Here is a 22,508-nt window from a genome sequence, read left to right as displayed (position 1 = left end):
CGGATGTCTATTTACTATCACTGCCGTTTCCGGCAGTGCGATAGCCTTATTTGTCGTACTGCGCACTGTCTGTATCGCGCTGACATCAGTTCAGACAATCATAAAATCCGTTTGTTTCAGGATTTCGCTATAATCTCCCCATATTTTTTACAGGTCACACATTTTTCTTCGCGAAGTAGTCTTCGGCGAGAATAACGGCGACGTAATCGTCGTACGGCAAGTGCGGCGCGCGCAGGGTTTTCGGGACCAGCCGGAGCCACCCCACGGGCCGGATTTCACGCGTAAAGCGCTCCCGAGCCCGCTGCGACGTGCAGTATTCATCAACGACTTCGATGGGAAGATCGGTCATGGAGGCGGCCAGAGCGCGCCGTAAAGTCGCGCTTCCAGTGCCGTCGCCGATGATTAAACGACTGACAGCTGGAAATTGTTCCCGGATCGCCAAAATTTCTGAAACGAGTTTCAGCGAGTCCACCACCAGCTTGCGTTTGACGGCGATCGGCGCTGGCCCTTCGACCACCGCCACGCCGCATTTCGCGCGTCCCGGATCGATCGAGAGGATCGTCTCGATCGCCAGGAGATCGTTTGTCGGAACATCGCTCAAGGCAAACCCGCCTTGGAGAAGCCGGGGCCTAAGAGGGGCGCGTTGGAGGTGACCACGAGGCGCAGCGGGACCGGCTCGATGCTGTACGTGTCCGAGAGGGCGATCGCGTCCACATGAGCGTCCGCGCCCGCCGCTTGAATCTCTTTAATCGTATCCCCCACTTTGGCGATGTCCCAGATTGTGGCGGTCACGTTCCCGGTCACGGGATCGTGCTCGGCGATGACGCCGCTGTCGATAGCGCGGCGCCGCACGGAGTTCGCCAAGAATGTAAACAGCGATTGTTTGATCGCCGTTTCATCTTTGGTTCCGTCGATGGTCGAGCTCGTAATGACCTGCCCCGCCCGAAATACCAGGACATTATTGTAGGGACGCAGATCGACGCGCACTTGCTCGCCGGCCGCCGTATTGTATTTCGCCTCGGCGATCACGGCCACGCTCGGCTGAATGAGACGCTGGTCGGAGATCGAGCTGACCACGGCGTCGATAATCGCCTCTTTGGTGCTCGCGCCGGCGTTTGTCTGCAAATTCTGCGAGGGCGGATTCACCAGGATAATGGCGCTACCCTGCGGGCCCGCGGCCGCGCCGGCGTCGTACGCCCGGCGATCCAACTGCTCCAGCCATGTGGAAAGAGCGGCCCGGATATTCTCCGGCGACTGGGCGGCGTCAATCGTCGTCCTTCCCAGCTCGCCGCCGCCACGGTAGATGAGCGGCTGCGACGCCAGGGTCACGCTATTCGTACGCAGCGCCTCATTCGCGGCCGCCATGTCTCGATTGGCGGTGGTCAGATCCGAATTATCCGCGCGCAGCGCCTGATTGCGCAAATTGAGGATATTCCCGGCGCTTTTTAATTCTTTGATGCGGCTATTAGCGGCCGCGATTTCCTGTTTGGACTCCAGACGGACGTGACTGAGATCGTCAACCGTCGCGTTAAGGTTCGCCATAGAGACGCGCAGACGGCTGTTCATGGTCTCCAAGTGCGACTGCGCGACCTGGAGCTCATGCTGCCGCGCCGCAACGGCCTTTTGACTGACCGCCAGCCTGGTCTGCGTTCCGGACAGCTTCCCCTTCATCTCCGTTAAGCTCTGCTGCGCCGCGCGCAGGGCGTGTTCCGCCTCGCTCTTTTTTAAGACGGCTTGGCGGAGATCCTCATTCGCCTGCGTAACCTGCGCGGTCGCGGCGGCGATTTGGATCTGAACCTTGCGAATCTGCGCCTCCAGGGTCGTATTCTCGTGGCGCAGCGCTCCAATGTTCTTTTTGAGGGTGGAGCGCTCCGAGATCGCATGCAAGTAACTGCTGTTCAGCACGAGAAGCAAAAGCAGCACCAGCAGCGCGATGATACTGCCCGAGAAGAATGTGTAGAGCTTCGCCGTCTCGCGGGGGCGCAATCCAAACTTTGAGATGCGCTTCTTGCCGACATACGTCCCCAGACGATCGCCGAGCAGGGCGATGCACCCTCCGGCGACGAAAAGAATCAGGGCGGTAAGAATTAAAGCGGCCATGGAAGTCTTCGTTGCATCTTAAATTGTGGACGCGCGGCGCAGCAGAAACGCGCCGGCGAAAAGCCCGATGATATCCGGCAGGAAGACCGCCAGCGCGGGGGCGCACAGGCCGCTGCGCGCGATACTGCTCATGCCGGTGTACACGACGTAATACCCGAAAATGATCAATATGGCGAGGATCCATCCAGTATATTTGGAGCTGCGCTGCGGGCGCAGGCCCAGCGGCGCGCCGATCATGGCGAAGACCAGACACGAGGCGGGCAGCGCGATCTTGGACCACAAGCCGACTTCCTTGTCGCGAATCGCGTCCGTGTCGCCGGAGCCGTTGCTTTTGAGCAGCGCGATCTGGCGGCGCAGCTGCGTGAATGTCAGCGAATCGGCCCCCTCTTTGAGGAACGCGACATCCTGGGGCGAGCGCCCAATCGCGCTGTTGATTTCAAAGCTGTGGAGCGTGGCGTGGTGGGAGTATTGCGGCAGCTCCCCCAGCTTGATCAGATCGACGCCGACCAGCTCCCACTCTTTGCTGTCCAGGCTGCCGACCGGCCGCGCCGAATCGGCCTGAAACATCGCGGACGGCCGCCCGGTGCTGTCATAAACCGTGATGGTCACCTGGCGCAGGGAGCGCGTCGCGACATCGAAGCCCTTTTCGATATGCACCGTCGCGAGTAACTTATCGCCATCGTGCGTATCGAACGTAAGCGGCTTGCTGATTTCGGCGGTATCCTTGAGCGCGCTGACTTTCAAATCGTTCAAGCGGTGCGTCGCCTGCGCGGCCAGGGTGTCATTCATCAAAAATCCGATGAGGCTGGCGGCGACTCCGAGCGCCGCCGCCGGGGCCGCCGCGCGGATAAAGGGCACGCCGCCCGCGAAGAGGGCGACCGCTTCGCTGTCCGCCGACAAGCGGCCATAGCCGAGCAGCACGGAAAGCAGCATTCCCATGGGGAACGTCAGCGACAGCACCAGCGGCACGCTCAGCACGACCAATTCCAGAACGATCTTGAGCGGGATGCCGCCGGCGATCCACTTGCTCGCTTCGAGCAAGGGGCCGCCCGCGAACCAGAGCGTCGCGAACATGGCGATGCCGACGCCAAACATCGGCAGCAAGTCCTTCAGAATGAGCTTGTCAACTAGCTTCACGGAACTGCTCCTCGCCATCGTCCTCATCGCGCGGCGGCCGCAGCTGCGAGGAGTTCTGCCCGCGGCTTCCCCCGCCATCGCCGAGATAGTATTTTCGGGCAATCGGGTTCTTGACCAGCTCTTCGGGGGAGCCGGACGTTTTTATTTCGCCTTCGAACACAATATAGACTCGATCGGTGATTTTTAACGTCGCATCGACATGGTGGTCCGTGATCAGGATGCCGATGCCGTCTTCGCGCAGATCCGCGACGATGCTTTGCAGATCCTCAATGGCGATGGGGTCCACGCCGGTGAAAGGCTCGTCCAGCAAAATAAATTTGGGCCGCGTAGCCAGAACGCGCGCGATCTCCACGCGGCGCTTCTCGCCGCCGGAGAGATGCAGCGCCTGGGAGTTGCGCCGAGGCCCCAGTCCAAGACGAGTGAGGAGATCCTCCAAACGCTCCTTGCGGTCGGCGGCGGTCAATCCCGGCTGCATCTCCAGAATGAGCATGATGTTCTCGGCGACCGTGAGTTTGCGAAAGACACTCGTCTCCTGCGCCAGATAACCAATGCCTTGATGGGCGCGCTGGTACATGGGGAGGTGCGTGATATCCTTATCGTCCAGCAGCACCCGCCCGCTGTCAGGACGGACTAAGCCGACCAGCATGTAAAATGATGTCGTCTTGCCGGCGCCGTTGGGGCCGAGCAGGCCGACGATCTCGCCCGGGTGGACCTCCACCGAGACGCCGTTGACGACGCTGCGTCCCTTGTAGGCTTTGACTAATCCGTCCGCTCTCAGGACAGGCATGAGATCTCTCCTGTTAAAACTGCGGCGTCAGAGTCGTGTGCCCGTGCTCGCCTTCGATGCGCGGATACGTCGGGCCTTCGCCAATCAAAATCGTCGCCTTTTCCAGCGTCGTCTTCGACGGTCCGTCCAGTGCGCCCTGGGAGTTCATTTCCAACTGGACATTCCCCGTCAGATCGATCCGGGCGCCGCCGCGACGCGTGGGATCCGGCGTGATGACGGCTTTGTCCGCGAGCGCCTTCATCGACTTCATCGCTTCGACATCCTGAAAGACCAGCGAGACCTGCGCGCCGGGCAGCGGGGTCGCGGTGGCGCTTTTGATGGTTTTCGCGGCGCCCGCCGCCTGCACCACGAGGATATCGCCGGCGTTGACTAGATATTGCGCCGACTTCATCTCCACGCCGCCATAAAGATGCAGCCCCGTGGGGGAATATTCCAAATGCTTATAATCGAGACTGATCGGCCCGGTGGGCTTGGCGGCGGTCGCCGCGAAACTCGCGGTGGCCAAAGCGGCCAGGGCGCAGCAGGCGCCGAAAGATCGTAAGTTGAACTTCAAGGATTTGCCTTTGTCATGCATGAGTGAAAAAAATTAGGGCAGTTTGATGCTTCCGCCGTCATCGGAGCGAACGGACTTCAGGACGGTGTCCGCGATCAAGCGCCCGCGCGGCTGGATCGTCATGCCCGTCTTGCCGTTTTTATAGAATACGTGGCCGGATGCAATGATCTTTCTGCTGGCCGCGTTCCAAACGACATTGTCGGCGCGCAGGATCGTGCCCGGCTGAGTCAAGGACTTCACGACCACCCCGCCGCTGGCGACAATGGTTTCCTTGACATTGTCGCTTTGCGCCTGCGGCGCGACCATATCGGCGGTCTGCTTGCCGTTCTGAAACAGGATGGCGTGGACGCCCTTCAGCGTGCCGCTCACGTTTTTATCCGGCGCTTCGATGATGAAATCGCGCGCCCAGAGCTTCCAGAGGTACATGCCGGGATGCTTGGGATCGGGCTGCGTGACATAACTGCCCTGTCCGGTAACACCAACGCCGGTGGCGGCGAAAGCAGGACTGAGCGCCGCTAGAAATAGAGTAAGAGCAAGTGCGCCGCAGCGCCTTCGCTGCCAGGCGAAATCAATGGTCATAAGGTTACTACCGAAAATTGAACGCGAAAAGTTTAGCATATCTCCAGAACTTTCGCAACGCGGGCATGGTTCCGGATCGCCCGGCCGCTGCGGCGCTGCGCCGTACAGTACTCTGACAATAGTATGCGATAATAGTTTCACCCGAAGCAATCGCCGACGCTAGGGAGTATAATAGTTTCCGTACGCACTGTCAAACATCCGTTAAATTACGCATTTTCACCACGAGGAGCGACTGAATGGCGCGAGCGATTATTACAGGCGGGGCTGGATTCCTTGGATCTCACCTCAGCGACCGACTTCTGGCGGAAGGCTATGATGTCGTCGCCGTCGACAATCTCATCACCGGCAACACCGACAATATTGCGCATCTGGCATCCAATCCTCACTTCCAGTTCATCGAGCAGGATATCATTCAGCCCTACACCGTGGACGGGCCGGTGGACGCGATCTACCACTTTGCTTCTCCCGCGAGCCCCGTGGATTACCTGGAGCTGCCCCTGGAGACCCTGCTGGTGGGCTCCGTCGGCACGCACAATACCCTGGAGCTGGCGAAGGCGAAGGGCGCGCGGTTCCTGGTGGCTTCCACCTCGGAAGTCTACGGCGACCCGACCGTTCACCCACAAACGGAAGAATATTGGGGCAATGTGAACCCGAACGGCACCCGCGCCGTCTATGACGAAGCCAAGCGTTACGCCGAGGCGGTCACGTTCGCTTACCGCCGTTTGTATAACCTGGACGCGAAAATCGTCCGAATCTTTAACACGTACGGCCCGCGCATGCGGGTGAAGGACGGCCGCGTCGTCCCCGCGTTCATCAGCCAGGCGCTGCGCGGCGAGCCGCTCACCGTATTTGGATCCGGCACGCAGACCCGCTCGTTCTGCTTCGTTTCGGACCTGATCGACGGCATCTACAAACTGTCCGTCTCCGATCAGTCCGGCCCGATCAATGTCGGCAACCCGACCGAGCGCACGATGATCCAATTCGCGCACGAGATCCTGAAGGCGACCGGAAGCAAGAGCGAGATCACCTATCTGCCGCTGCCGACCGCCGACGATCCCAAGCAGCGCAACCCCGATATCACGAAGGCGCGCACTCTGCTCGGCTGGGAGCCGAAAGTATCGCTGGAGGAAGGTCTGGGAAGCACCATCGAGTACTTCCGCACGAAGCTCGACTAGTACGACCGGTTCGATTCGCCGATCGGTCCACCGCAGGCAGTCACCGAGTCGAGATGTACAAGGCGCCTGAAGATTGCAACTACGCCAGGACAATTCGCAGCGGCAAGCGCAGGTCCAGAAAATTGGGCCGCACCTTATTCATGCGAACGCCATGCTCCAGTGCACCAACACGGAGCTGATGCAGCTTATTGAGAAGGAGCAGCAGGAAAATCCGGCCCTTGAAGGTTCAGACAGCCTTCTGGAGAGCGCGGGCGGCTGCGCCCTTTGTCCTGGCGGCGGTCAGTGCGCCAACTGCCCCTACAGCCGCTCCAACCATACGCTCGACGGTCCCTCGCGAGAGACGCAGAGCGATTCGGAGCCGACCGAACAGTTCACCTTCATGATGGGCGGCAGCGACGACGGCGGAGACGATGGGTCTCTGAACCGTGAGATCATGCTCGCCAAAACGACCAGCGGCGCGGAAAGCCAGAACGGCGCATCATCGGACTTCGATCCGATTATGCTCGCCCAGGCTCCGTCCTCGCTGCGCGACCAGCTTCTCTCCCATTTGAGGGCCTCGGCCAAATCGAGCGCGGAAGCGCAGATTCTGGAGTTCCTGGTCGATAGCCTCGACGACCGGGGTTACCTTCAGCTCAACATCGATGAAGCCTGCGCCGTCTTGCACACGACCGAGCGCGAGATCGAAGCGGGCGTCGCCAAGCTTCAGGCGTGCGACCCGCCCGGCATCGGCGGACGCAACCTGCGCGAGTGCCTTCTTCTGCAAATGCAGCATCTGCGAGACGAAGACGAGGACGAGAACCTCAACCCCCTCGCCGAAATCGTCGTCCGCGACCACTGGGAGCTGCTCACCCAGCGCCGCTTCCCGCAGCTCGCCCGCCGCACCGATTCCAGCACGGCCCAGATCGAGGGCGCGCTGGAGTTCATCCGGCAAAAACTCTCCCCCCACCCCGCCGCCCAGTTTCGCCAGCCCTGGGACCACCGTCCCGACGGCGAGAGCATGCCGGTTCGCCCGGATGTGATCATCGTCCGCGGCGCGATCGGATTCAAAGTGGAGATCAACGGCCTGGACAATCTCAGCCTGCACATCAATCCCCATTACAATGGATTGTATGAAGAGATCCGCAGCGGACGCAAGCCGGCGCCCGGCGTCAAAGCCGCCGCGCCGCTCACCCCCGAGCACGAAAAGCACGTCGTCGCGTACGTCGAACGCGCCAATCTCTTCATCAAGAACCTCCAGCGACGCAAGCGCACGATCCAGCGCATCGCCATCACGCTGGTCGAACATCAGCAGGGGTTCTTAGAGACCGGCAACAAATCGTTCCTGCGCCCGCTCACGCGCACGCAGATCGCCCAGGAGCTCGGCATGCACGAGTCGACCATCAGCCGCGCCCTGCTGCACAAATTCGTCCAGCTCCCCTCGCAGGAAGTCGTCTCATTCGATATCTTCTTTGGAACGCCGCCCACGGCAAAGGAAGCCATCGCGCAATTGATCGCGGAGGAGAACCCCACCGCGCCGCTGAGCGATCAGGCGATTGTGGATGAACTGACGCGCCGAGGACTTTCGGTGGCGCGCCGGACGGTGGTCAAGTACCGGGACGAACTGCGCATCCCGGCGTCGTATCTGCGAAAGAAGCGGTGAGTCCCTATTCCCCCGCGCTTTAGCGCGTTTCCCCCTTTTTCCCAACAAGCTGCTTCGCAGGGGAAAAGGGGAGCCACTCATTGACAGCCATTCTCGCTCGACAAGTAGCAAGAATATGTGAAGAGTGTTATGGCGTTCGCAATATCAACTCCTCACGGTCATGTGACGAGTGAATGGACAATAATTATTGGCTCCCCTTTTCCCCCGCGAAGCGGCTTGCTGGGAAAAAGGGGGAAAGTGAACTTGCCCTGGTAGGATAGACACCTCGAAAAGCCTAATCTTAACATTAGGAAGCCATCTTAATGAATGCTTGATGGCGCGAGGAGTTTTATGACGAACCGTAAATCTTACACCGAAGAGTTCAAACGCGAGGCGATCCGCCTGGCCGAGGAGAAGGGCAATCTCAGCGGCGCAGCACGCGATTTGGGAATTGCCGAAAGCTTGATCGCCAAATGGAAGAAGAGCTTGGAGGTCCAGCCTGAGAATCCTTTCCCCGGCAAAGGTAATCCCTCCGATCCCGAACTCGCACAGCTCAAACGCGAAAACGCCCGCCTCAAAGAGGAGAATGAAATCCTAAAAAAAGCGGTCGGTATCTTCACGAACCGCCCGCAGTGAGATACCGATTCATTCAAGACTATGCGGGACGATTTTCCGTGCAGATGCTCTGTGAGGTCATGGAGCTCAAAACCAGAAGCTATTACGCATGGCGCTCTGAGAAACGCGCCGTGCGTCGCCATGAAAAACAAGAGCGAGACTTGGCGTTGGTGGACCAGATCCAGAAAGTACACCAGCAAAGCTACGACAGAAGCTATGGCAGCCCACGCATCCATTTAGAGCTGCGAGAGCAAGGGATTGCTTGTGGTCGCCATCGAGTGGCGCGCTTGATGCAGTCCCATCAGATTGTGGCGAAGAAGAGACGACGTTTCCGAGTGACAACCCAATCGGATCATGCGTTGCCCATCGCTCCCAATGTGCTGGATCGACAGTTCACGGTGGCGTCTCCCAATCAATGCTGGGTGGGCGACATCACGTATCTGTGGACGCGTGAAGGCTGGCTGTATTTGGCGGTCGTCCTGGACTTGTTCAGCCGCCGTGTGGTCGGCTGGTCGATGCAGGCGACGATGGAAACCCGCTTGGTCTGTGACGCTCTCGAAATGGCAATCCAGCGGTGCTGTCCGCAGGCGGGGCTTGTTTACCATAGCGATCGAGGTGGGCAATACGCCGGCCTCGTTTACCAAGACAAACTGAATTGCCACGGCATGGTGGCCAGCATGAGCCGTAAGGGCAACTGCTGGGACAATGCCGTGGCGGAGAGTTTTTTCTCGACGTTGAAGACCGAGATGCTGCCTGCGCAAGTATCTCGAATGCAGGTATTTCGTACTCGGCAGGTATTTCGTACTCGGGAGGAAGCGAAAGCTTGTGTGTTCGAGTATATTGAAGTCTGGTATAACCGCAAGCGTCGACATTCGACGCTTGGTTATATCAGCCCCGCTCAATTTGAACAGCGCCATTTTGAGCAACAGCAACAGCTCGCAAGAGCCGCTTAACGAAGTGTCTACAAAACCCGAGCAAGTCCAAAGCGCGCTAAAGCGCCGGGGGAATAGGGATGAACGCGGGGGAATAGGGACTGGAGTCGGGACTTGCGCTCCTACCGCCCTTCCCCCTCCCGATTCTCCCCTTCTTCCGTCGGCGCCGAAGGCTTCCCCAGTAAATTTTCATAGACCTGGATCACCCGCTGGGCGACGCGCTCGGGGCGCAGGGCGCGGGCGTTGTAGCGTCCTCGTTCGGACATCTGCTTGCGGAGCAGGTCGTTGTCGAGGAGGGAGAGCACGCGGTCGGCCATCTCCTGGGGATCGTCTTCCACTAAGAAGCCATCTTCGCCGTCGTGGATCGATTCCGGGGCGCCGCCGGCGTTGACGATCACGCAGGGGGTTCCGGCGGCGAGGGCTTCGCCGATGGCGAGACCCTGGGTTTCGGTCTTCGAGGGGAACACGAAGACTTCGGAGAGCAAGTACAGAGGGTCCAGTTTGGTGCGGCCGAGAAAGCCCGTGAAAACGGCGCGGTCCGAGAGGCCGAGGGTGTGGATATGGGCGCGCAGGGATTCGGCGCTCTTGCCCGAGCCGGCGAGGACGAGCACGGCTTTGGGCTCGCGCGCGGCGATCCTCGCAAAGGCGTCGATGAGCACCGGCAGATTCTTCTCGGGGGCGAGGCGTCCCACATAAAGGAGCACGCGCGCGTCGGCGGGAATGCCGAGACTGCGCCGGGTTTCTTCTTCCGACGCCAGTACGTAAGGCGGCTCCGGAATCCCCGTGGGGACGACCGTGATGGGCCGCTCGACTTTGTACTCATCCAGCAGGACGCGCTTGGTCATCTCCGAGGGCGCGATGACCTGGTCGCAGGAGTTATAAAATCCCCGCATCCAGCGCGACAGCACGGCGCCGGTCCACGCCTTGGGGGCGATGGGCACATAGTGCGTGTACTCGGAGTAGAGCGTATGGTTGGTGGAGACGTGCGGAATGCCGTATCGCCGGGCCACCTGGCGCGCCACCACGCCGAGGAAGAACGGCGATTGTGAATGCACGATGTCCAGCTTCAAACGGGCGATGCTGGACTGGATGTGCGGCGAGATCGGGATGGGCAGGACGTAATCCGGCTCGACCATCGAGTTGATGGACGGAAATCGAAAGACGCCGGGCCGCTCATCGGTGTAGTTCGGAAATCGGGAAGTGAAAATAAAGACGGAGTGGCCGGCGCGCTCCAGTTCCGCGACAAGGGTGTTGACCGAGGTCGTCACGCCATTGATCAGCGGCTGGTAGCTTTCCGAAAAGATGCCGACACGCATAGAGATTTCGTCATTCCTCGCCGGCTTTGGGGCCGACCCGCGCCTGTGATTCCATAAAGGCAAGCACGCTCGAGAGTTTGAATCGGCGCTGGTTGCCCTGCGACCGCTCGTGCGGGAGTATACCCCGATTCGTGTAGCGGCGAACCGTGGTCGGACAGACCTCCAGCATGCGCGCCGTCTCCTCCAGCGTCAGAGTTGGGTCCAGCAGGCGCGATAGGAGCTCCTCCCGCGTCTCTTCCTTACGCGGTCCGCGCGCGCGCCGATTGACGCCGGCGGCCGTTTCCCGCTCCGCGACCGGCGCGGCGGCCTTCGCCACTGCGACCCGGCTCGCATGCTCTGCGACAATCGTCGCCGGCGAACCGCCCCGGCGTTCCTCGGTCTCAGGCGCATGGCGCAAATTCGCGAGCGAACGTTCCGTCGCCTGAGCCTCAAGCTCAATCCGTTTATGCCAATCCTGCAAGTCCGGCAATGTTACCGTTCTCCTTTAAAAAACTCTATTGAATAAACATCGCGTCGCCGAAGGACAAAAATCGATATTCCCGCGCCAGGGCTTCCTGGTACGCGGCGAAGATCTTCTCACGTCCGGCGAGGGCGCTCACGAGCACCAGGAGCGTGCTGCGCGGCATATGGAAGTTCGTGATCAATGCGTCGACGATTTGAAATTGATACCCCGGCGTGCAGTACAGCGACGTCTCTTTATCCACCGCCTCGACGCGCCCCGGCCCCACCGCCGCCGACTCCAAAGTCCGCGCCGACGTCGTGCCGACCGCGATCACTCGTCCGGCCGCCCCATTGATCGTCTCCGCCGCTTCCGGCGACAGGTGGATCCGCTCGGCGTGCATCGTGTGATCGGCGATGTGCTCGGATTCGATGGGCCGGAACGTCCCCAGCCCCACATGCAGCGTCACATGCGCGATCTCGACGCCGTGCTCCCGCACCCGGCCCAGCAAATCCTGCGTAAAGTGCAGCCCCGCCGTCGGCGCCGCCGCCGACCCGCCTTCGTCCGCATACACCGTCTGATACCGACCGCGCTCCTCCGGCGGCAGCACGCGCGTAATATAAGGAGGCAACGGCGCGGCGCCGTGCGCCTCAATCGCCGCCTCGACATTGCCGCCATCCGCCGTCGAAAACCGCATCAGCCGGCCGCCGCGCTCATCGGTCCGATCCAGTATCTCCGCGCTCAGCCCATCGCCAAACTCCACCACTACGCCCGGCTGCAATTTCTTCCCCGGCCGCACCAGACCGCGCCAGAGTCCATCGGCCACGCGGTGCGTCAAAAACGCCTCCACCCGCTCGCCCGGCTTCCCAAGCCGCGCGCCGAACAGCCGCTGCGCCGTCACGCGCGTATCATTGATGACCAGCACGTCTCCCGGTCGAAAATACTCCAGCAAATCCGTAAAGACGCGATGCTGAATAGCGCCCGTCTTCCTGTCCAGCACAAGCAGCCGCGAGCTGTCACGCTCGGGCAAAGGAGACTGGGCGATACGTTCCGGAGGCAGGGTGTAATCGAAATCCGAGAGCCGCAGAGGCTCATCCAAATCTGTTGTGATTGCTGGGTTCAAGTGAGTAAGTATTGTATCGGAAGGCTGGACTCTTGTCAAGGGCTGAACCGCAAATCGCCCCCAATTCTCCTCTCTTACCCTCCTTCCCAAAAACCCAAAAGAAACAAATCTGAGACAATCAAAACCCCAAATTCCAGTCGCCTCCCACCCCAAATCCCCACCTCCCAGGTGAACCTCACCCCGCTCCCGCATCACACGCTTGCCAGGCGACATCAATATTTTCCATCCGCCAGGGTTGACTTTGCCTCCACCCCGAGGTATACTATTCCTTGTAAACGCAAATGACGCGGGGTGGAGCAGTCCGGTAGCTCGTCGGGCTCATAACCCGAAGGTCGTTGGTTCAAGTCCAACCCCCGCTCCCACACAATAAAAAGCCATCCTACAGATGTTTCTATCTGTAGGATGGCTTTTTTTAGTACTTTCTTCCATGTAAGCGCCCGCAAGATAGAAGTAATTCAAAGGCGGCATTGGCCGGGTAGTCTTAAGCAGAGGAAATCCATTCTGCAGCATAGTACAAATCAGCAGGTTTTCCTATAATTCGTGATCTTCATTCAATCAAAGCTGACTACTCGACGGAGGTGTATTGTGACCACTGAAACCGAATCATCTGGACAAGAAGAGATTGATATCTACCTGTTGCCAACACATGCATGGACATTTTGGAACGAAGGTATCCATGAAATCCTGACGGCCGATAAAATCCATATCGAATCATGGAAAAATTTGCCGGACATACCGTTTTGCAGGTTCCGGACGCGCTATGAAAATAGACAAGCATTCGCGTTTCTGATTCAGGCAAAGCGTATAGACTTCACAGCCATTACAACTCAATTAATCCTAGAATATTTTTCGACACTGGCAAATGATGGCAAATGCAATTATCGGATAGATCGCATCATTTTAATCGGATTCTGTGGCACCCTGAAGGGTGATGAGTTCAAAATTGGTGACGTTGGCATTGCATCACAAATCGACTGTTATATGGAGAAAGCCAAATTATCAGATAACCCAAAGAGTGAAACTCAAAAGACAGGAAATGACCAGCGAGTTGAGTTCTCTGGCGAGGTGTACCGCCCCACATTGGAATTCGTTCGCCTTGCCCAAAACATGATGTATCTTGATCCTAAAGGATTCGAAGACTTCCGACAAAATTGTCTAAGAGTGAGAAGAGACCAGAACTTTGATAGTAATATCCTTGAGTTTATGAGACAAGACACTATCGGAATTCATACGCCACACCTCGCATCTGCTACTCTCCTATCGACAACTGCTACAGCTGTAGGCTGGGTGAAAGCACGGGACCGCAAACTACTTATGCTTGATATGGAGAGCGGAGGAATGATGGCAGCAATATGGATGCACAACCAGAGACGCTCGACCAATCAAATAAAGACAATCGTTATTCGTGCAGCAGCCGATTTTTGCGATGAAACGAGAGAAAAAATTCAGCCAATTCGAAAGCATTCGCAGAAATGCGCCTTCCAGAATGCATGCTACTTCATGGCATGGATGTTGAAATTCAAAAGCGAATCGCTAGCCAATCTTTCTAAGCCAGAGAAGGTGGAGGTTGGGATACTAGTTCCTCTAGAAGAGGAATTTGGATATTTTTCGGAGCAGTTACCTGTTTCTCTTAACCCTCATTATGATTCTAATGAGGACCGATTTCTATATTCTTTTGAATTGGGCAAAAAGCAGTGCGCGTGCCAATTCATAGGAGATATGGGATTAGTGCAAACAGCCCTTGCTACGAATACTTTCTTGAACACTTGTCCAAATCTGCAATTACTGATTTTGATTGGCGTGGGTGGTAGCCTAAGTGAGGATATTAAGGTTTGTGATGTCGCTGTTGCCAAGACAGTAGATCCTTATCTTGAAGACACATCTATTACCAATATTGGGGAAAGCCCGCTCAGGCTTTACACAGCGGATGAGGATCTTATCAAGATAATACAAAGTGTTTTCGAAGAAAAGAGGAACGAGATTCAGGTCAACTTCCGAAACATTTATAACATCATTAAGAAAATACCAGACGAAATTAAGGATTCTGTACTTGATCATGACGATATCGTCACATTGCATTGCGTAGCGTTTGCATCAAGCGATGCGGTAGCAGCAGGAAAAAGCTGGCATCCTGTTTTAGCTGCTAGAGGTAATAGCGTAGTCGAAATGAAATCGGCTGGTATGCATGTGGCTGTTGAGACGAGGAATAGCCTAAAATCCGATAAAATACGAACCTTGTTTTTCCGAGGCATATCGGATAATGCGAGTTGCGATAAAGGTGCACTGGACGCAGTCGAACCCATTGGTATATTACGGAAGGTTGCTATGAGAAACACAGCGTCTATAGTGATTCACCTGTTAGAATCCGATGAACTGTAGAATTGCAAACATCACTCAAGCGTGAGTTCTGCTTGCTTGTTTCTGGTTTGCTGTGCCAGGCGCGGAGTATGTTTGCGAAGCTGCCCGCCGGTGGGAACGAAAAGTGCTGTGCCGTAGGTGGCGCGATTGACTGGCGCGAATGTGTAGATAGCTGACGCTTGGATTCCCACATAAGAAACACTAGGGCGCCGGTCTATGCAGATCGACGGCCTTCGATGCCCTCAGTGAAATATTTTTACTGAGGGCTTTTTTGTTGAGAGCCCTATTTATAATGATAACTCAAGTGCCATTTTATGAGTTCGTCCAAAATCGAAAAGTACATAGAGTTCGATATCACAACAACTTTGACAAAACACTTAATAGATTAATCCTTTGGCTGCCATCTCAGATCGTATGCACTCGAAAAATGCATTTATGGGACATGCCGTGACGAGACCAATATCTGATCTCCATCCACTTTGAACTGCGACTAGCCAATAAAACTGCCTATCATCGGCTTGTGCCTTAATACCGAAAATTGGCCCGCCACTCATTCCTTCTATGCTCTTCAGGCTGCCTTTATCTGTAATCTGAGCATAAAATCTTGGGAAAGGTTTTCGCATATCGACAGGAATATCTTCTACTAGATTGAGATGGAGCATAACATAGCCAACCTTGCCCCCATTCCCTTGATCTATAACTCTTTCAGCAGGAAGTCCGAACAACCAATATGCATCAAATTCTGCTGGAGTGTCTATTTGCCAACTTTGTTCCGAAAGAGGCTCGATATTATTTTTTATTAATCCTTGGCAATAGAAATTACTTAGCGCAATCAAGCCAATGTCTATACCATTTTCTTCATCGAATATGTGCATCTTAGGAGCACTTTGATAATCAAATGGTAATGGATATACACATGTAGCATCAGCAGCCGCAGAGTCGTCAAGCGCCACATCGGCGAATCGACCGCCTGCGGCATATAGCTTTTCGATATCCTCAATTATATGCCCAGCAGTTACCAATGTCCAGTGGCCCTCGTAAGATATTATGAAGGCAGAGTAATTTAGGTATTGTTTTGTTTCATTTCCATCGATATCATGAGTTACCGCCATACCACAGAGGCGAACAAAGTGACGTGCAAAAAACCTAACAGGTTTCTCATCAGATTGCATCTTATTTCCCCTTATATACTTCATAACCGCAAATCCAATTATACCTGTTTACTAAGTGGTTCATCTCGTAATTGCTACGGCAGTCGGTGTTTGCGCTATGCCTGGCTGCCTGTGATGTAAATGCCGCCGTCGATGTCCCCACTGAAATGGGTGTCGATGATGGTTCCAGTAATCGGTCGCCGCTTCGACCGCTGTGCATATTTGCTCAAAGGTTTCGAAGCGGCGTCCTTTGAGCGCCAGCGAGCGCAGGATTTTCCACCAGGGCTCGATCAGGTTCAGGTACGGCGCGTATTTTGGCGTGAAAACAAATTCCCAGTGCGCGTGTTCCGCAGAAAAGAGCTGGGCATCCGTGCCCAAATGCGAACCAAGATTGTCCGTAATGGCGAGGACGCGCTTGCCCTGGCAAGGCTCCCATTGATCAACCTGTTCGAGAAAACAGACCCAGTTCTCGCCTGTACGCCGTTCGTAGGGTGCGGTGAACGCCTGGCCTGTGGCAGGGATGAAGGCTCCAAAGAAGTAGCCCTTCCCGCGACGGCCATAATCAGCTTCGTATTTGGCGCGAATGGCCGCGTCGCCGACCTGTGGCGTTCGAACCAGTTGTTTGCCAGGATAAGTTTTGGCGGCTTCGGGACCCATCTCGTCTAAACAGACGACAACGGCATCTTCAGGGACTTGCTGGTAGAGTGCTTCGAGCGCCCCCTTTTTGCCTTAAAATCGGGATCGGTCTTGACACTAAACCAGCTTTCCTGAGTTTGCCAGCGCAGTCCTTCGGCAATCAAAAGCAGTCCTTCGGCAATCAAAATCTGATCGATACGGTTACGCCCCATCGCAATGTTCTTTTGCTCTTTGAGATAGGCCGCCAAGCGGTCTAACGTCCAACTGGCAAAGGGCAGATGTAACTCTTGTGGACTGGTCAGAGCAGTTCCAATGACTTCGGCATACTGATCAGGCGTGTAAATGCGTGGCCGCCCACTGCGCCGCTTGTCCTGCAGCCCATCCAGTCCTTGATCGTAAAACCGATGGACCCAGCGATAGACTTTATCGGCGTCACAGCCGAATTGCCGTGCGATTTCGGGACCACTCTGACCCTCATTTATCGCCAAGATCATTTTGGCGCGTTCCACTAAGCGAACGGCTTCGGTGCGCGAGCGAGCGATCCGATCCAGTGTCGTTCGTTCTTCGGCGGTAAGGTCACGCAGTTTTAGGTACATGGGGCACCTCCAGCAATGGCTAGAGATTTCCTACCCCATCAGTTACGAGATGAACCACTTAGTTATTATTTTTTTACATGTTTCAACATAATCTCGTCTACTTGTGTCAACAAATCGTTGCCTCTTCAAGCTCTGTCATAGCCTCTAGGGATAGCAATACTGCTTAAGCACCCCAACAATAAACTCGCCCTCGGCAGAATAGACATCGATCCCTCCCTCAATACGAGCACTTCCGCTACGATTGAGGGAGACCACTCCTCCACAATCTCCATGCAAAACCGTAGCCACATGCTCGCCGCTCTTCGCCGCAACGATATCTACACTGCCACACGTCAGACATCGCGCCGGCGATTGCCTCCCCACAATAATCTGCCGGTAGCGCTCGCCGTCGAGACGAATCCGGCGATTCCATTGTCCGGCGAGCCATGCGTCAATCTCCTCTTCGGTGAGCAGCTTTTCCGCTTGGACAATCTTGCGGCATTCGCCGCACCAGACGAATTGCGTCCATAGGAACACGTCGGGCGGCTCCGGCAGTCGATAAGCGTAGTTTGTGCGGGCGGCGATGGTTTGGTTGAAGTCGCATCGGTCACATTGGGCGGTGAAGAGTGTCGCCATATTGGCTGAGGTCCGTTCGTGTGAGAGGGATGATAAGATACCCTGCGCGATGCTAGAAATGAACTTCCAGGTCGCCCCAACACGTTTGGAGATAGTCGATCTGCGCCTCGTGGCTTTCAAGGTGGCGCGCAGGGAGCGCCAATAAGAAATTGAACGGGGTATCACCCAAAACGGGCACTTCCATCGTGCTGCCGACTTGCTCCGGCTGGACGGTATCGAGGGCCGCGATTGTGTCCGCGATGCCCTTGCGCAGCATCGTCTCCGCCTGTTCTAATGTCGTGATGCTCTGGGTCGCCGCTTGGATCGGACCGATGAATTCCTCGACGGTGGCCGGGAACTTTCCGGCGCGGATCACGGAGGCGAAGGCGCCGCTGTGGCCGGCGCAGTGCGCCACGATCTCCAGTGCGGATTTGGCGGTCGGCGCCGGTTTCCAGGTCAGCTTGTCCGCAGGAACGAAGCTCAGCACATGGAAAAAACTGTCCATGGCGCTTGTCGTGCGGTCCTTGCATATCGCGATATAGTCTACCATTCTTTTCAGTCCTCTCGTGAACTTGTAGTAATTGCGCAGGCATCCTGCTCTGGATCTGGTCGGCCGGCAACTCAGGCTGGTCGCCCGGCCTTCACGATATCGTCGAACGGCCGGACCGGAATTCGACAGATCGTCCAAGAAATGATACGGCCGCTGCTGCGTTGAATCAGTCACACCCTGTTGTGCAGATCGCGCAGGGGATCGGGATGCCGGAATGGAACATCTTTGAAGTGATCCAATGCAAAGGAATGCAGCCGATGAACAATACGAAGAGATTTGGATTTACCCTGATCGAGCTGCTGGTCGTCATCGCCGTGGTGGCGATTATCGCTGCAATCTTGTTTCCTGTGTTCGCGAAAGCACGCGAGAAAGCGCGGCAGACATCCTGCGCGAGCAATATCCGCCAGCTGGGGCTTGCCGTTCAGCAGTATGTCAATGACAACGACGAACGGATGCCGCACCCGATCTGGTCCACGGTCAACGTCAATTGGTGCGCGGGATGGGCAGGCAAGCTCTACCCGTACGTGAAATCCACCAATATCTATCAATGCCCGAACGACACCACCCAGAGTCTGCCCATGGGGCCAGACACCCTCTATCCGATGTCCTATGATTTCAACACCAACTTGCTTTCCTACCAGTACGGCATCGACGGATTTACTCCCTCGCTGAACGCGCCCGCGAAGACAGTCATGATGTTCGAAATCGGCAAACGCTCCGACGGCTGGTTCGATTCCGTGGCGAATGTGACAAACGCGGAGGAAACGGGCGGCAGCATCAGCTATTATTCGGCGTGCGGCGAGGGGCTGGAAATCATCACTTGGGCGAGCGGGCTGTCCGGCCGCAATGGAGCGTCGTACGCCACCGGTCCCCTCGGAGGGCGCAAGCCGCAGCCACTCGTGTTCGAAGATAAGCCGAGGCATGGCGAGGGATCGAATTTTCTGCTGGCGGACGGGCATGTCAAATGGATGCTAGGATCCCAAGTCTCGTCCGGGGTCTACTTTGGCCCCAATAACCCTGACCCAACCGTAATCACGCAGTCCACCGACGACCAGGACCTGCGCACCGGAGCATCCCCCGCAGGAACGGAATCCTCACAGCGCTGGGCGGCCACATTCTGTCCGATTTAAGCAGAAGCGGACACAGCCCAGTCAGCGTAGTCGGTATCGACTGTTTCTCCTCCCAATTGGTCGACCAGCAAAGCGATCTGCCCACGATGATAGCTGGCGTGCCCGATCAGTTGGACGACCTGTATTTCGGTTTTCAATCGATAGAACACGCCTCCATCAATGGGAAACTGGAAGTCTGAGGCGAGGCGATCGTCGTCAAGGCGCGCGAGATAGTCGGTCCATCCGGCCTGAAGAGCCGCGTAGCGCGAGGGCAATGTGGCGAGATCACAGGCGCTGTCCCACCAGGGCGCCTGCTGAAGGCCGTCACGGTCCATGTAGTCGAGCCAGTTCTCACGGCAGGCCGCCAGGTGCCCGGCGAGCGTGACGGCTTGCTGGAACCGGGCGTCGCCGCGATGGACGTTCGGGACCGATTCGATCATGGCGAGCATCTTTTGGTCGCACTCTTTTTCGTATTCGTACATCTGACGGTAATGGTCGAGCGGCGACATAAGCGATATCTCCTGCATGGATAAAAAGTCGTTGCGGCGGGACGATTTCCGCAGTGCGCGACGGGAGAAAGGTTCGTCTCGCGCAGATGAGAATCCTGCGAGGTTGACCGCCTCGAACGTCGCGAAAGAAGTCCCATCGGCGCGCGTTTATCGCAGCGAAGATCCGGGGTATATGCAGTCATTAAGAATCACTGGAGGGAACATTTCTCTTTACGTGAAAGATTCTTATTCTTAAGGAGTGCATGCACATGAGAAATGGAATCGCGATACGACTGATCGGGGCATCCCTGATGCTGAGCGCCGTCACATTCGGAGTTACGGGATGCAACCAGGATCAGCCGGCGGCTGAGCCCGCGCCTTCGACAACGACCGTCGTGACGCCCGCGCCTGCTCCGAAGGATACGACAGTCGTCGTCCCTGCGTCGCCAGGACCTCCTGGACCAGCCGGAGCCCCCGGAGCATCGGGCGCGCCTGGAGCCCCGGGAGCTCCCGGAGCGCCAGGACCAGCGGCGGCGCCGAAGTAATATTACGGATCTGAGATCTGAGACGTGTCAAAAAGGCCGGTGAATTGATTCACCGGCCTTTTTGGCGTCGAAGGCGTCATCCCAAAATCAATCGGCTATTGCCGAGGCTTAGTTCGCCGGCTGAATGTACCAAGTCTGCTGGCAGCCGCCGCCGTTCCAGCTCCACAGCAGCACGTTCGTCCCCGAGGTACCGGAGCAGCCCGCGCCGTCGAGCACGTCGCACGTCCCATCGGCTTTGGCCTGAGCCGTGACAATCCGGTAGACGCCGCCGCCAACGGGAACGATCTTCCATTGCTGGCAGGGACCGCCCCAGTAATCATAAAGCTCGGTTTGCGTACCGTTGGCGGACGAGCAGCCGGTGCAGTCGAGTGAGCGTCCGTTGGCGTTGCGAATCGAGAAGCTGCCGTTGCCCAGGTTGTGGATGCTCCATTTTTGGTTCGCGCCGCTCGCGTAGGAGTGAAGCTGCGCGAGCGCTCCATTGTTGAGATTGGCGACGTCGAGCGCGTTCCCCGTAGTCGTCGCGACGATCTTGTAGGAGCCGTCGGCGATGTAGGGCATGAGGAACCAGTTGTGGTCGGTCGTGCCATTGTCGTCCCAGAGGATCGTCTTAGCGCCCGCCGATGTGGAGGCACCCGAAATGGCGAGCGTCCGGCCGCTGTTGCGGTTGACAACCTTCCAGGAGCCGTCGCCCGCCGGTCGCAGACTCCATTGCTGGGCGTTCGTCACTGGAGACGCGCTGGCGTCCCATTGATCCACGACTGTGCCGTTCGCCGTTCCCCAGCCGTAATCGTCGAGGGCCAATCCGCTGGCGACATTGATGAGCTCCCAGTAGCCGTCGCCCAGATCCGTAAACTTCCAGGCCTGCGCGGTGGCTCCGTTGGGGGTCCATTGCTGAAGCTGTGTTCCGTGGACATTCGTCCCATTGGGAACGTCCAGCGCCATGTTGCTATTTTCATTGAGCAGCATATACGATTGTCCGGAAATCACCGGGAAGTTGCCCTTGAGTCTCGCGACTTGCTGCGCGGCCAGGTCGTAGTACTGATAGCCATGGCCGCCCGCCATCGGCTCAATGTCCGAACTCCACTCCGTGAGCCACTGGTCGATAAATTGCGGATTCGCCTGCGTACCGCCATTGCGAGCGTTCCATTCATTCCACGAATGCAGGAACGTAAACGTCGGCTTGACCTGCTGCGCCGCCGTCATATACTTATTGAAGAACGCGCCGTCCTGCCGCCCCTGAGCGTTTGGCAGCAGATTGACTCCATCCGATGTCCCGCCGCAGGAGACCGGGACGCACATCTGCTCGGGCGTTCCATTATACATAAACGCCGGCGGAGGCGTCGTGGCGTCCTCCTTGAACTGCCAGCAGGAGCCGCTGGTGTCGAGCGCCCAGGCATGGCGGCAGGTATAGTTGGCGAACGCGCCGCTGGTCGGGATCGCCGGCTGACCGGGATCCCCCTGCCCCAGGCTCATATTGGGCTTGGCGACCAGGACAAGCTTTTTGCCAAGGTAGTTGAAGAACAGATTCGGATTGTAATTGGCGAAAAACGTGCTCTGAATCGTGTTGAGCGTGTCTTCATTGTAGGCGAAAAAGACAACTTTCGGCGTCGGCAGTCCAGCCGCCAGACGCGCCTGCCATCGGTTGAGAAGCGCCTTTGTCCCGGACACATAACTGGGGCCGGCGAAAAAGTCCTGAGCGCCGTTCGTGAAGTCCAGCACGACGAAATCCACGCCCGCGCGGCTGATCAGATCGGCGTGATAGTCAAGCAGGGCATTGTTGGTCTGCGTCGGATCGCCATTGGAATAGAACCGATAGTTATTGACGATCGTCCCGTCGCCGTGCGTCGCCGCCCACAGCGGCTTGCCCCACCAGGAGAGCGTTCCGGGAGGTCCATACGCCGGGTTCTGCCCCTGCATGATCCACGAATCCCCGGCCGGCGAGATTTCATCGCTGGGCGTATACAGTGTGTCTCCGTAGCCCGGGAAATAAAACAAACACGCGTAGTTGTCGGCTTTGGCGGCCGGCGCCAGCATGGCGACCGCCGCTCCCGCCGCCACTGCGGCGGCGAGCCGCCGAAACGTTCTCGAGATGTCAGGCATGATTTTC

22 protein-coding genes and 1 tRNA gene are annotated in these 22,508 nt (G+C 57.2%); 7 read left to right on the top strand and 16 right to left on the bottom strand.

Annotation, left to right across the window (positions count from 1 at the left end):
• Positions 1-154: 154 nt before the first annotated feature.
• The 6 genes from D5261_RS16670 to D5261_RS16645 are packed head-to-tail and all read right to left on the bottom strand — an operon-like array spanning position 155 to position 5,156.
• Positions 155-601, bottom strand: coding sequence for a RuvC family protein (locus D5261_RS16670; RefSeq protein ID WP_119322464.1), 447 nt, complete (start codon positions 599-601; stop codon positions 155-157).
• Positions 598-2,100: a DUF3084 family protein gene (locus tag D5261_RS16665; protein ID WP_119322465.1), complete on the bottom strand. Its 1,503-nt coding sequence runs from the start codon at positions 2,098-2,100 to the stop codon at positions 598-600. The genes D5261_RS16670 and D5261_RS16665 overlap by 4 nt, the downstream gene beginning before the upstream one ends.
• An 18-nt stretch (positions 2,101-2,118) precedes the next feature.
• Entirely contained in the window at positions 2,119-3,237 is a 1,119-nt protein-coding gene (locus tag D5261_RS16660) for an LptF/LptG family permease (RefSeq protein ID WP_165864335.1), read from the bottom strand.
• Positions 3,224-4,024 (bottom strand): LPS export ABC transporter ATP-binding protein, encoded by an 801-nt coding sequence (gene lptB, locus D5261_RS16655; protein WP_119322467.1) that lies wholly within the window; start codon positions 4,022-4,024, stop codon positions 3,224-3,226. The genes D5261_RS16660 and lptB overlap by 14 nt, the downstream gene beginning before the upstream one ends.
• Before the next feature lie 13 nt (positions 4,025-4,037).
• The gene (locus tag D5261_RS16650) at positions 4,038-4,577 is read right to left on the bottom strand and encodes a hypothetical protein (protein WP_125206072.1); all 540 of its coding nucleotides are present in this window, start codon (positions 4,575-4,577) and stop codon (positions 4,038-4,040) included.
• A gap of 33 nt (positions 4,578-4,610) precedes the next feature.
• Entirely contained in the window at positions 4,611-5,156 is a 546-nt protein-coding gene (locus tag D5261_RS16645; RefSeq protein ID WP_125206073.1) for a hypothetical protein, read from the bottom strand.
• Positions 5,157-5,392: 236 nt separating this feature from the next.
• Between D5261_RS16645 and D5261_RS16640 the strand changes: the two genes are divergently transcribed.
• The 3 genes from D5261_RS16640 (at position 5,393) to D5261_RS16630 (ending at position 9,517) form a co-directional block, all read left to right on the top strand.
• Positions 5,393-6,331 (top strand): UDP-glucuronic acid decarboxylase family protein, encoded by a 939-nt coding sequence (locus tag D5261_RS16640; RefSeq protein WP_119322470.1) that lies wholly within the window; start codon positions 5,393-5,395, stop codon positions 6,329-6,331.
• A 73-nt stretch (positions 6,332-6,404) separates the two neighbouring features.
• Positions 6,405-7,970, top strand: a complete 1,566-nt coding sequence (gene rpoN, locus D5261_RS16635) for an RNA polymerase factor sigma-54 (protein WP_119322471.1) — start codon at positions 6,405-6,407, stop codon at positions 7,968-7,970.
• A gap of 330 nt (positions 7,971-8,300) precedes the next feature.
• Positions 8,301-9,517, top strand: a protein-coding gene (locus D5261_RS16630; RefSeq protein ID WP_435792402.1) for an IS3 family transposase whose coding sequence is annotated in 2 segments (ribosomal slippage) — positions 8,301-8,562 and positions 8,562-9,517 — 1,218 coding nt in all. Because the reading frame shifts where the segments join, the coding sequence is not laid out codon by codon here.
• A 101-nt stretch (positions 9,518-9,618) separates the two neighbouring features.
• Here D5261_RS16630 and D5261_RS16625 read toward each other — a convergent pair.
• The 3 genes from D5261_RS16625 to queA are packed head-to-tail and all read right to left on the bottom strand — an operon-like array spanning position 9,619 to position 12,338.
• Positions 9,619-10,812: a glycosyltransferase family 4 protein gene (locus tag D5261_RS16625; protein WP_119325309.1), complete on the bottom strand. Its 1,194-nt coding sequence runs from the start codon at positions 10,810-10,812 to the stop codon at positions 9,619-9,621.
• A gap of 10 nt (positions 10,813-10,822) precedes the next feature.
• Positions 10,823-11,281: a helix-turn-helix domain-containing protein gene (locus D5261_RS16620; protein ID WP_119325308.1), complete on the bottom strand. Its 459-nt coding sequence runs from the start codon at positions 11,279-11,281 to the stop codon at positions 10,823-10,825.
• 25 nt (positions 11,282-11,306) lie between these two features.
• Positions 11,307-12,338 (bottom strand): tRNA preQ1(34) S-adenosylmethionine ribosyltransferase-isomerase QueA, encoded by a 1,032-nt coding sequence (gene queA / locus D5261_RS16615; protein WP_119325310.1) that lies wholly within the window; start codon positions 12,336-12,338, stop codon positions 11,307-11,309.
• 321 nt (positions 12,339-12,659) lie between these two features.
• Between queA and D5261_RS16610 the strand changes: the two genes are divergently transcribed.
• Positions 12,660-12,736 (top strand) — tRNA-Met (locus D5261_RS16610).
• Between the two features lie 223 nt (positions 12,737-12,959).
• On the top strand, positions 12,960-14,753 hold the full coding sequence (locus D5261_RS16605) for a phosphorylase family protein (RefSeq protein WP_119325307.1): 1,794 nt from the start codon (positions 12,960-12,962) through the stop codon (positions 14,751-14,753).
• Positions 14,754-15,109: 356 nt separating this feature from the next.
• Here D5261_RS16605 and D5261_RS16600 read toward each other — a convergent pair whose 3' ends face one another.
• The 5 genes from D5261_RS16600 to D5261_RS16580 all read right to left on the bottom strand — a co-directional run bounded on the left by D5261_RS16600 (position 15,110) and on the right by D5261_RS16580 (position 18,259).
• Positions 15,110-15,904: a hypothetical protein gene (locus D5261_RS16600; RefSeq protein ID WP_119325306.1), complete on the bottom strand. Its 795-nt coding sequence runs from the start codon at positions 15,902-15,904 to the stop codon at positions 15,110-15,112.
• A 60-nt stretch (positions 15,905-15,964) separates the two neighbouring features.
• Positions 15,965-16,540 (bottom strand): IS630 family transposase, encoded by a 576-nt coding sequence (locus D5261_RS33455; protein ID WP_301002057.1) that lies wholly within the window; start codon positions 16,538-16,540, stop codon positions 15,965-15,967.
• Between the two features lie 5 nt (positions 16,541-16,545).
• Positions 16,546-17,115, bottom strand: coding sequence for a helix-turn-helix domain-containing protein (locus D5261_RS16590; RefSeq protein ID WP_119325348.1), 570 nt, complete (start codon positions 17,113-17,115; stop codon positions 16,546-16,548).
• 144 nt (positions 17,116-17,259) lie between these two features.
• Positions 17,260-17,730 carry a hypothetical protein gene (locus D5261_RS16585; RefSeq protein ID WP_119325319.1) on the bottom strand — a complete coding sequence of 157 codons (471 nt, stop codon included), beginning with the start codon at positions 17,728-17,730 and terminating at the stop codon, positions 17,260-17,262.
• 52 nt (positions 17,731-17,782) lie between these two features.
• Positions 17,783-18,259 carry a DinB family protein gene (locus D5261_RS16580; RefSeq protein WP_119325318.1) on the bottom strand — a complete coding sequence of 159 codons (477 nt, stop codon included), beginning with the start codon at positions 18,257-18,259 and terminating at the stop codon, positions 17,783-17,785.
• 161 nt (positions 18,260-18,420) lie between these two features.
• Between D5261_RS16580 and D5261_RS16575 the strand changes: the two genes are divergently transcribed.
• Positions 18,421-19,389 carry a DUF1559 family PulG-like putative transporter gene (locus D5261_RS16575; protein WP_125206440.1) on the top strand — a complete coding sequence of 323 codons (969 nt, stop codon included), beginning with the start codon at positions 18,421-18,423 and terminating at the stop codon, positions 19,387-19,389.
• Here D5261_RS16575 and D5261_RS16570 read toward each other — a convergent pair.
• Positions 19,386-19,877 (bottom strand): DinB family protein, encoded by a 492-nt coding sequence (locus tag D5261_RS16570; protein WP_165864705.1) that lies wholly within the window; start codon positions 19,875-19,877, stop codon positions 19,386-19,388. The two genes, D5261_RS16575 and D5261_RS16570, sit on opposite strands and share 4 nt — an antisense overlap.
• A 248-nt stretch (positions 19,878-20,125) precedes the next feature.
• Between D5261_RS16570 and D5261_RS16565 the strand changes: the two genes are divergently transcribed.
• Positions 20,126-20,401, top strand: coding sequence for a hypothetical protein (locus tag D5261_RS16565; protein WP_125206439.1), 276 nt, complete (start codon positions 20,126-20,128; stop codon positions 20,399-20,401).
• 108 nt (positions 20,402-20,509) lie between these two features.
• On the opposite strand, the gene D5261_RS16560 is transcribed toward D5261_RS16565, so the two are convergent.
• Positions 20,510-22,501, bottom strand: coding sequence for an RICIN domain-containing protein (locus D5261_RS16560; RefSeq protein WP_165864704.1), 1,992 nt, complete (start codon positions 22,499-22,501; stop codon positions 20,510-20,512).
• Positions 22,502-22,508 lie beyond the last annotated feature (7 nt).

Origin of the sequence: Capsulimonas corticalis, from assembly GCF_003574315.2 — a bacterium.
In the GTDB taxonomy this organism is placed as follows: domain Bacteria; phylum Armatimonadota; class Armatimonadia; order Armatimonadales; family Capsulimonadaceae; genus Capsulimonas; species Capsulimonas corticalis.
Note: the sequence above shows the minus strand (reverse complement) of the source record. Positions and strands in the feature narration are given on the sequence as shown.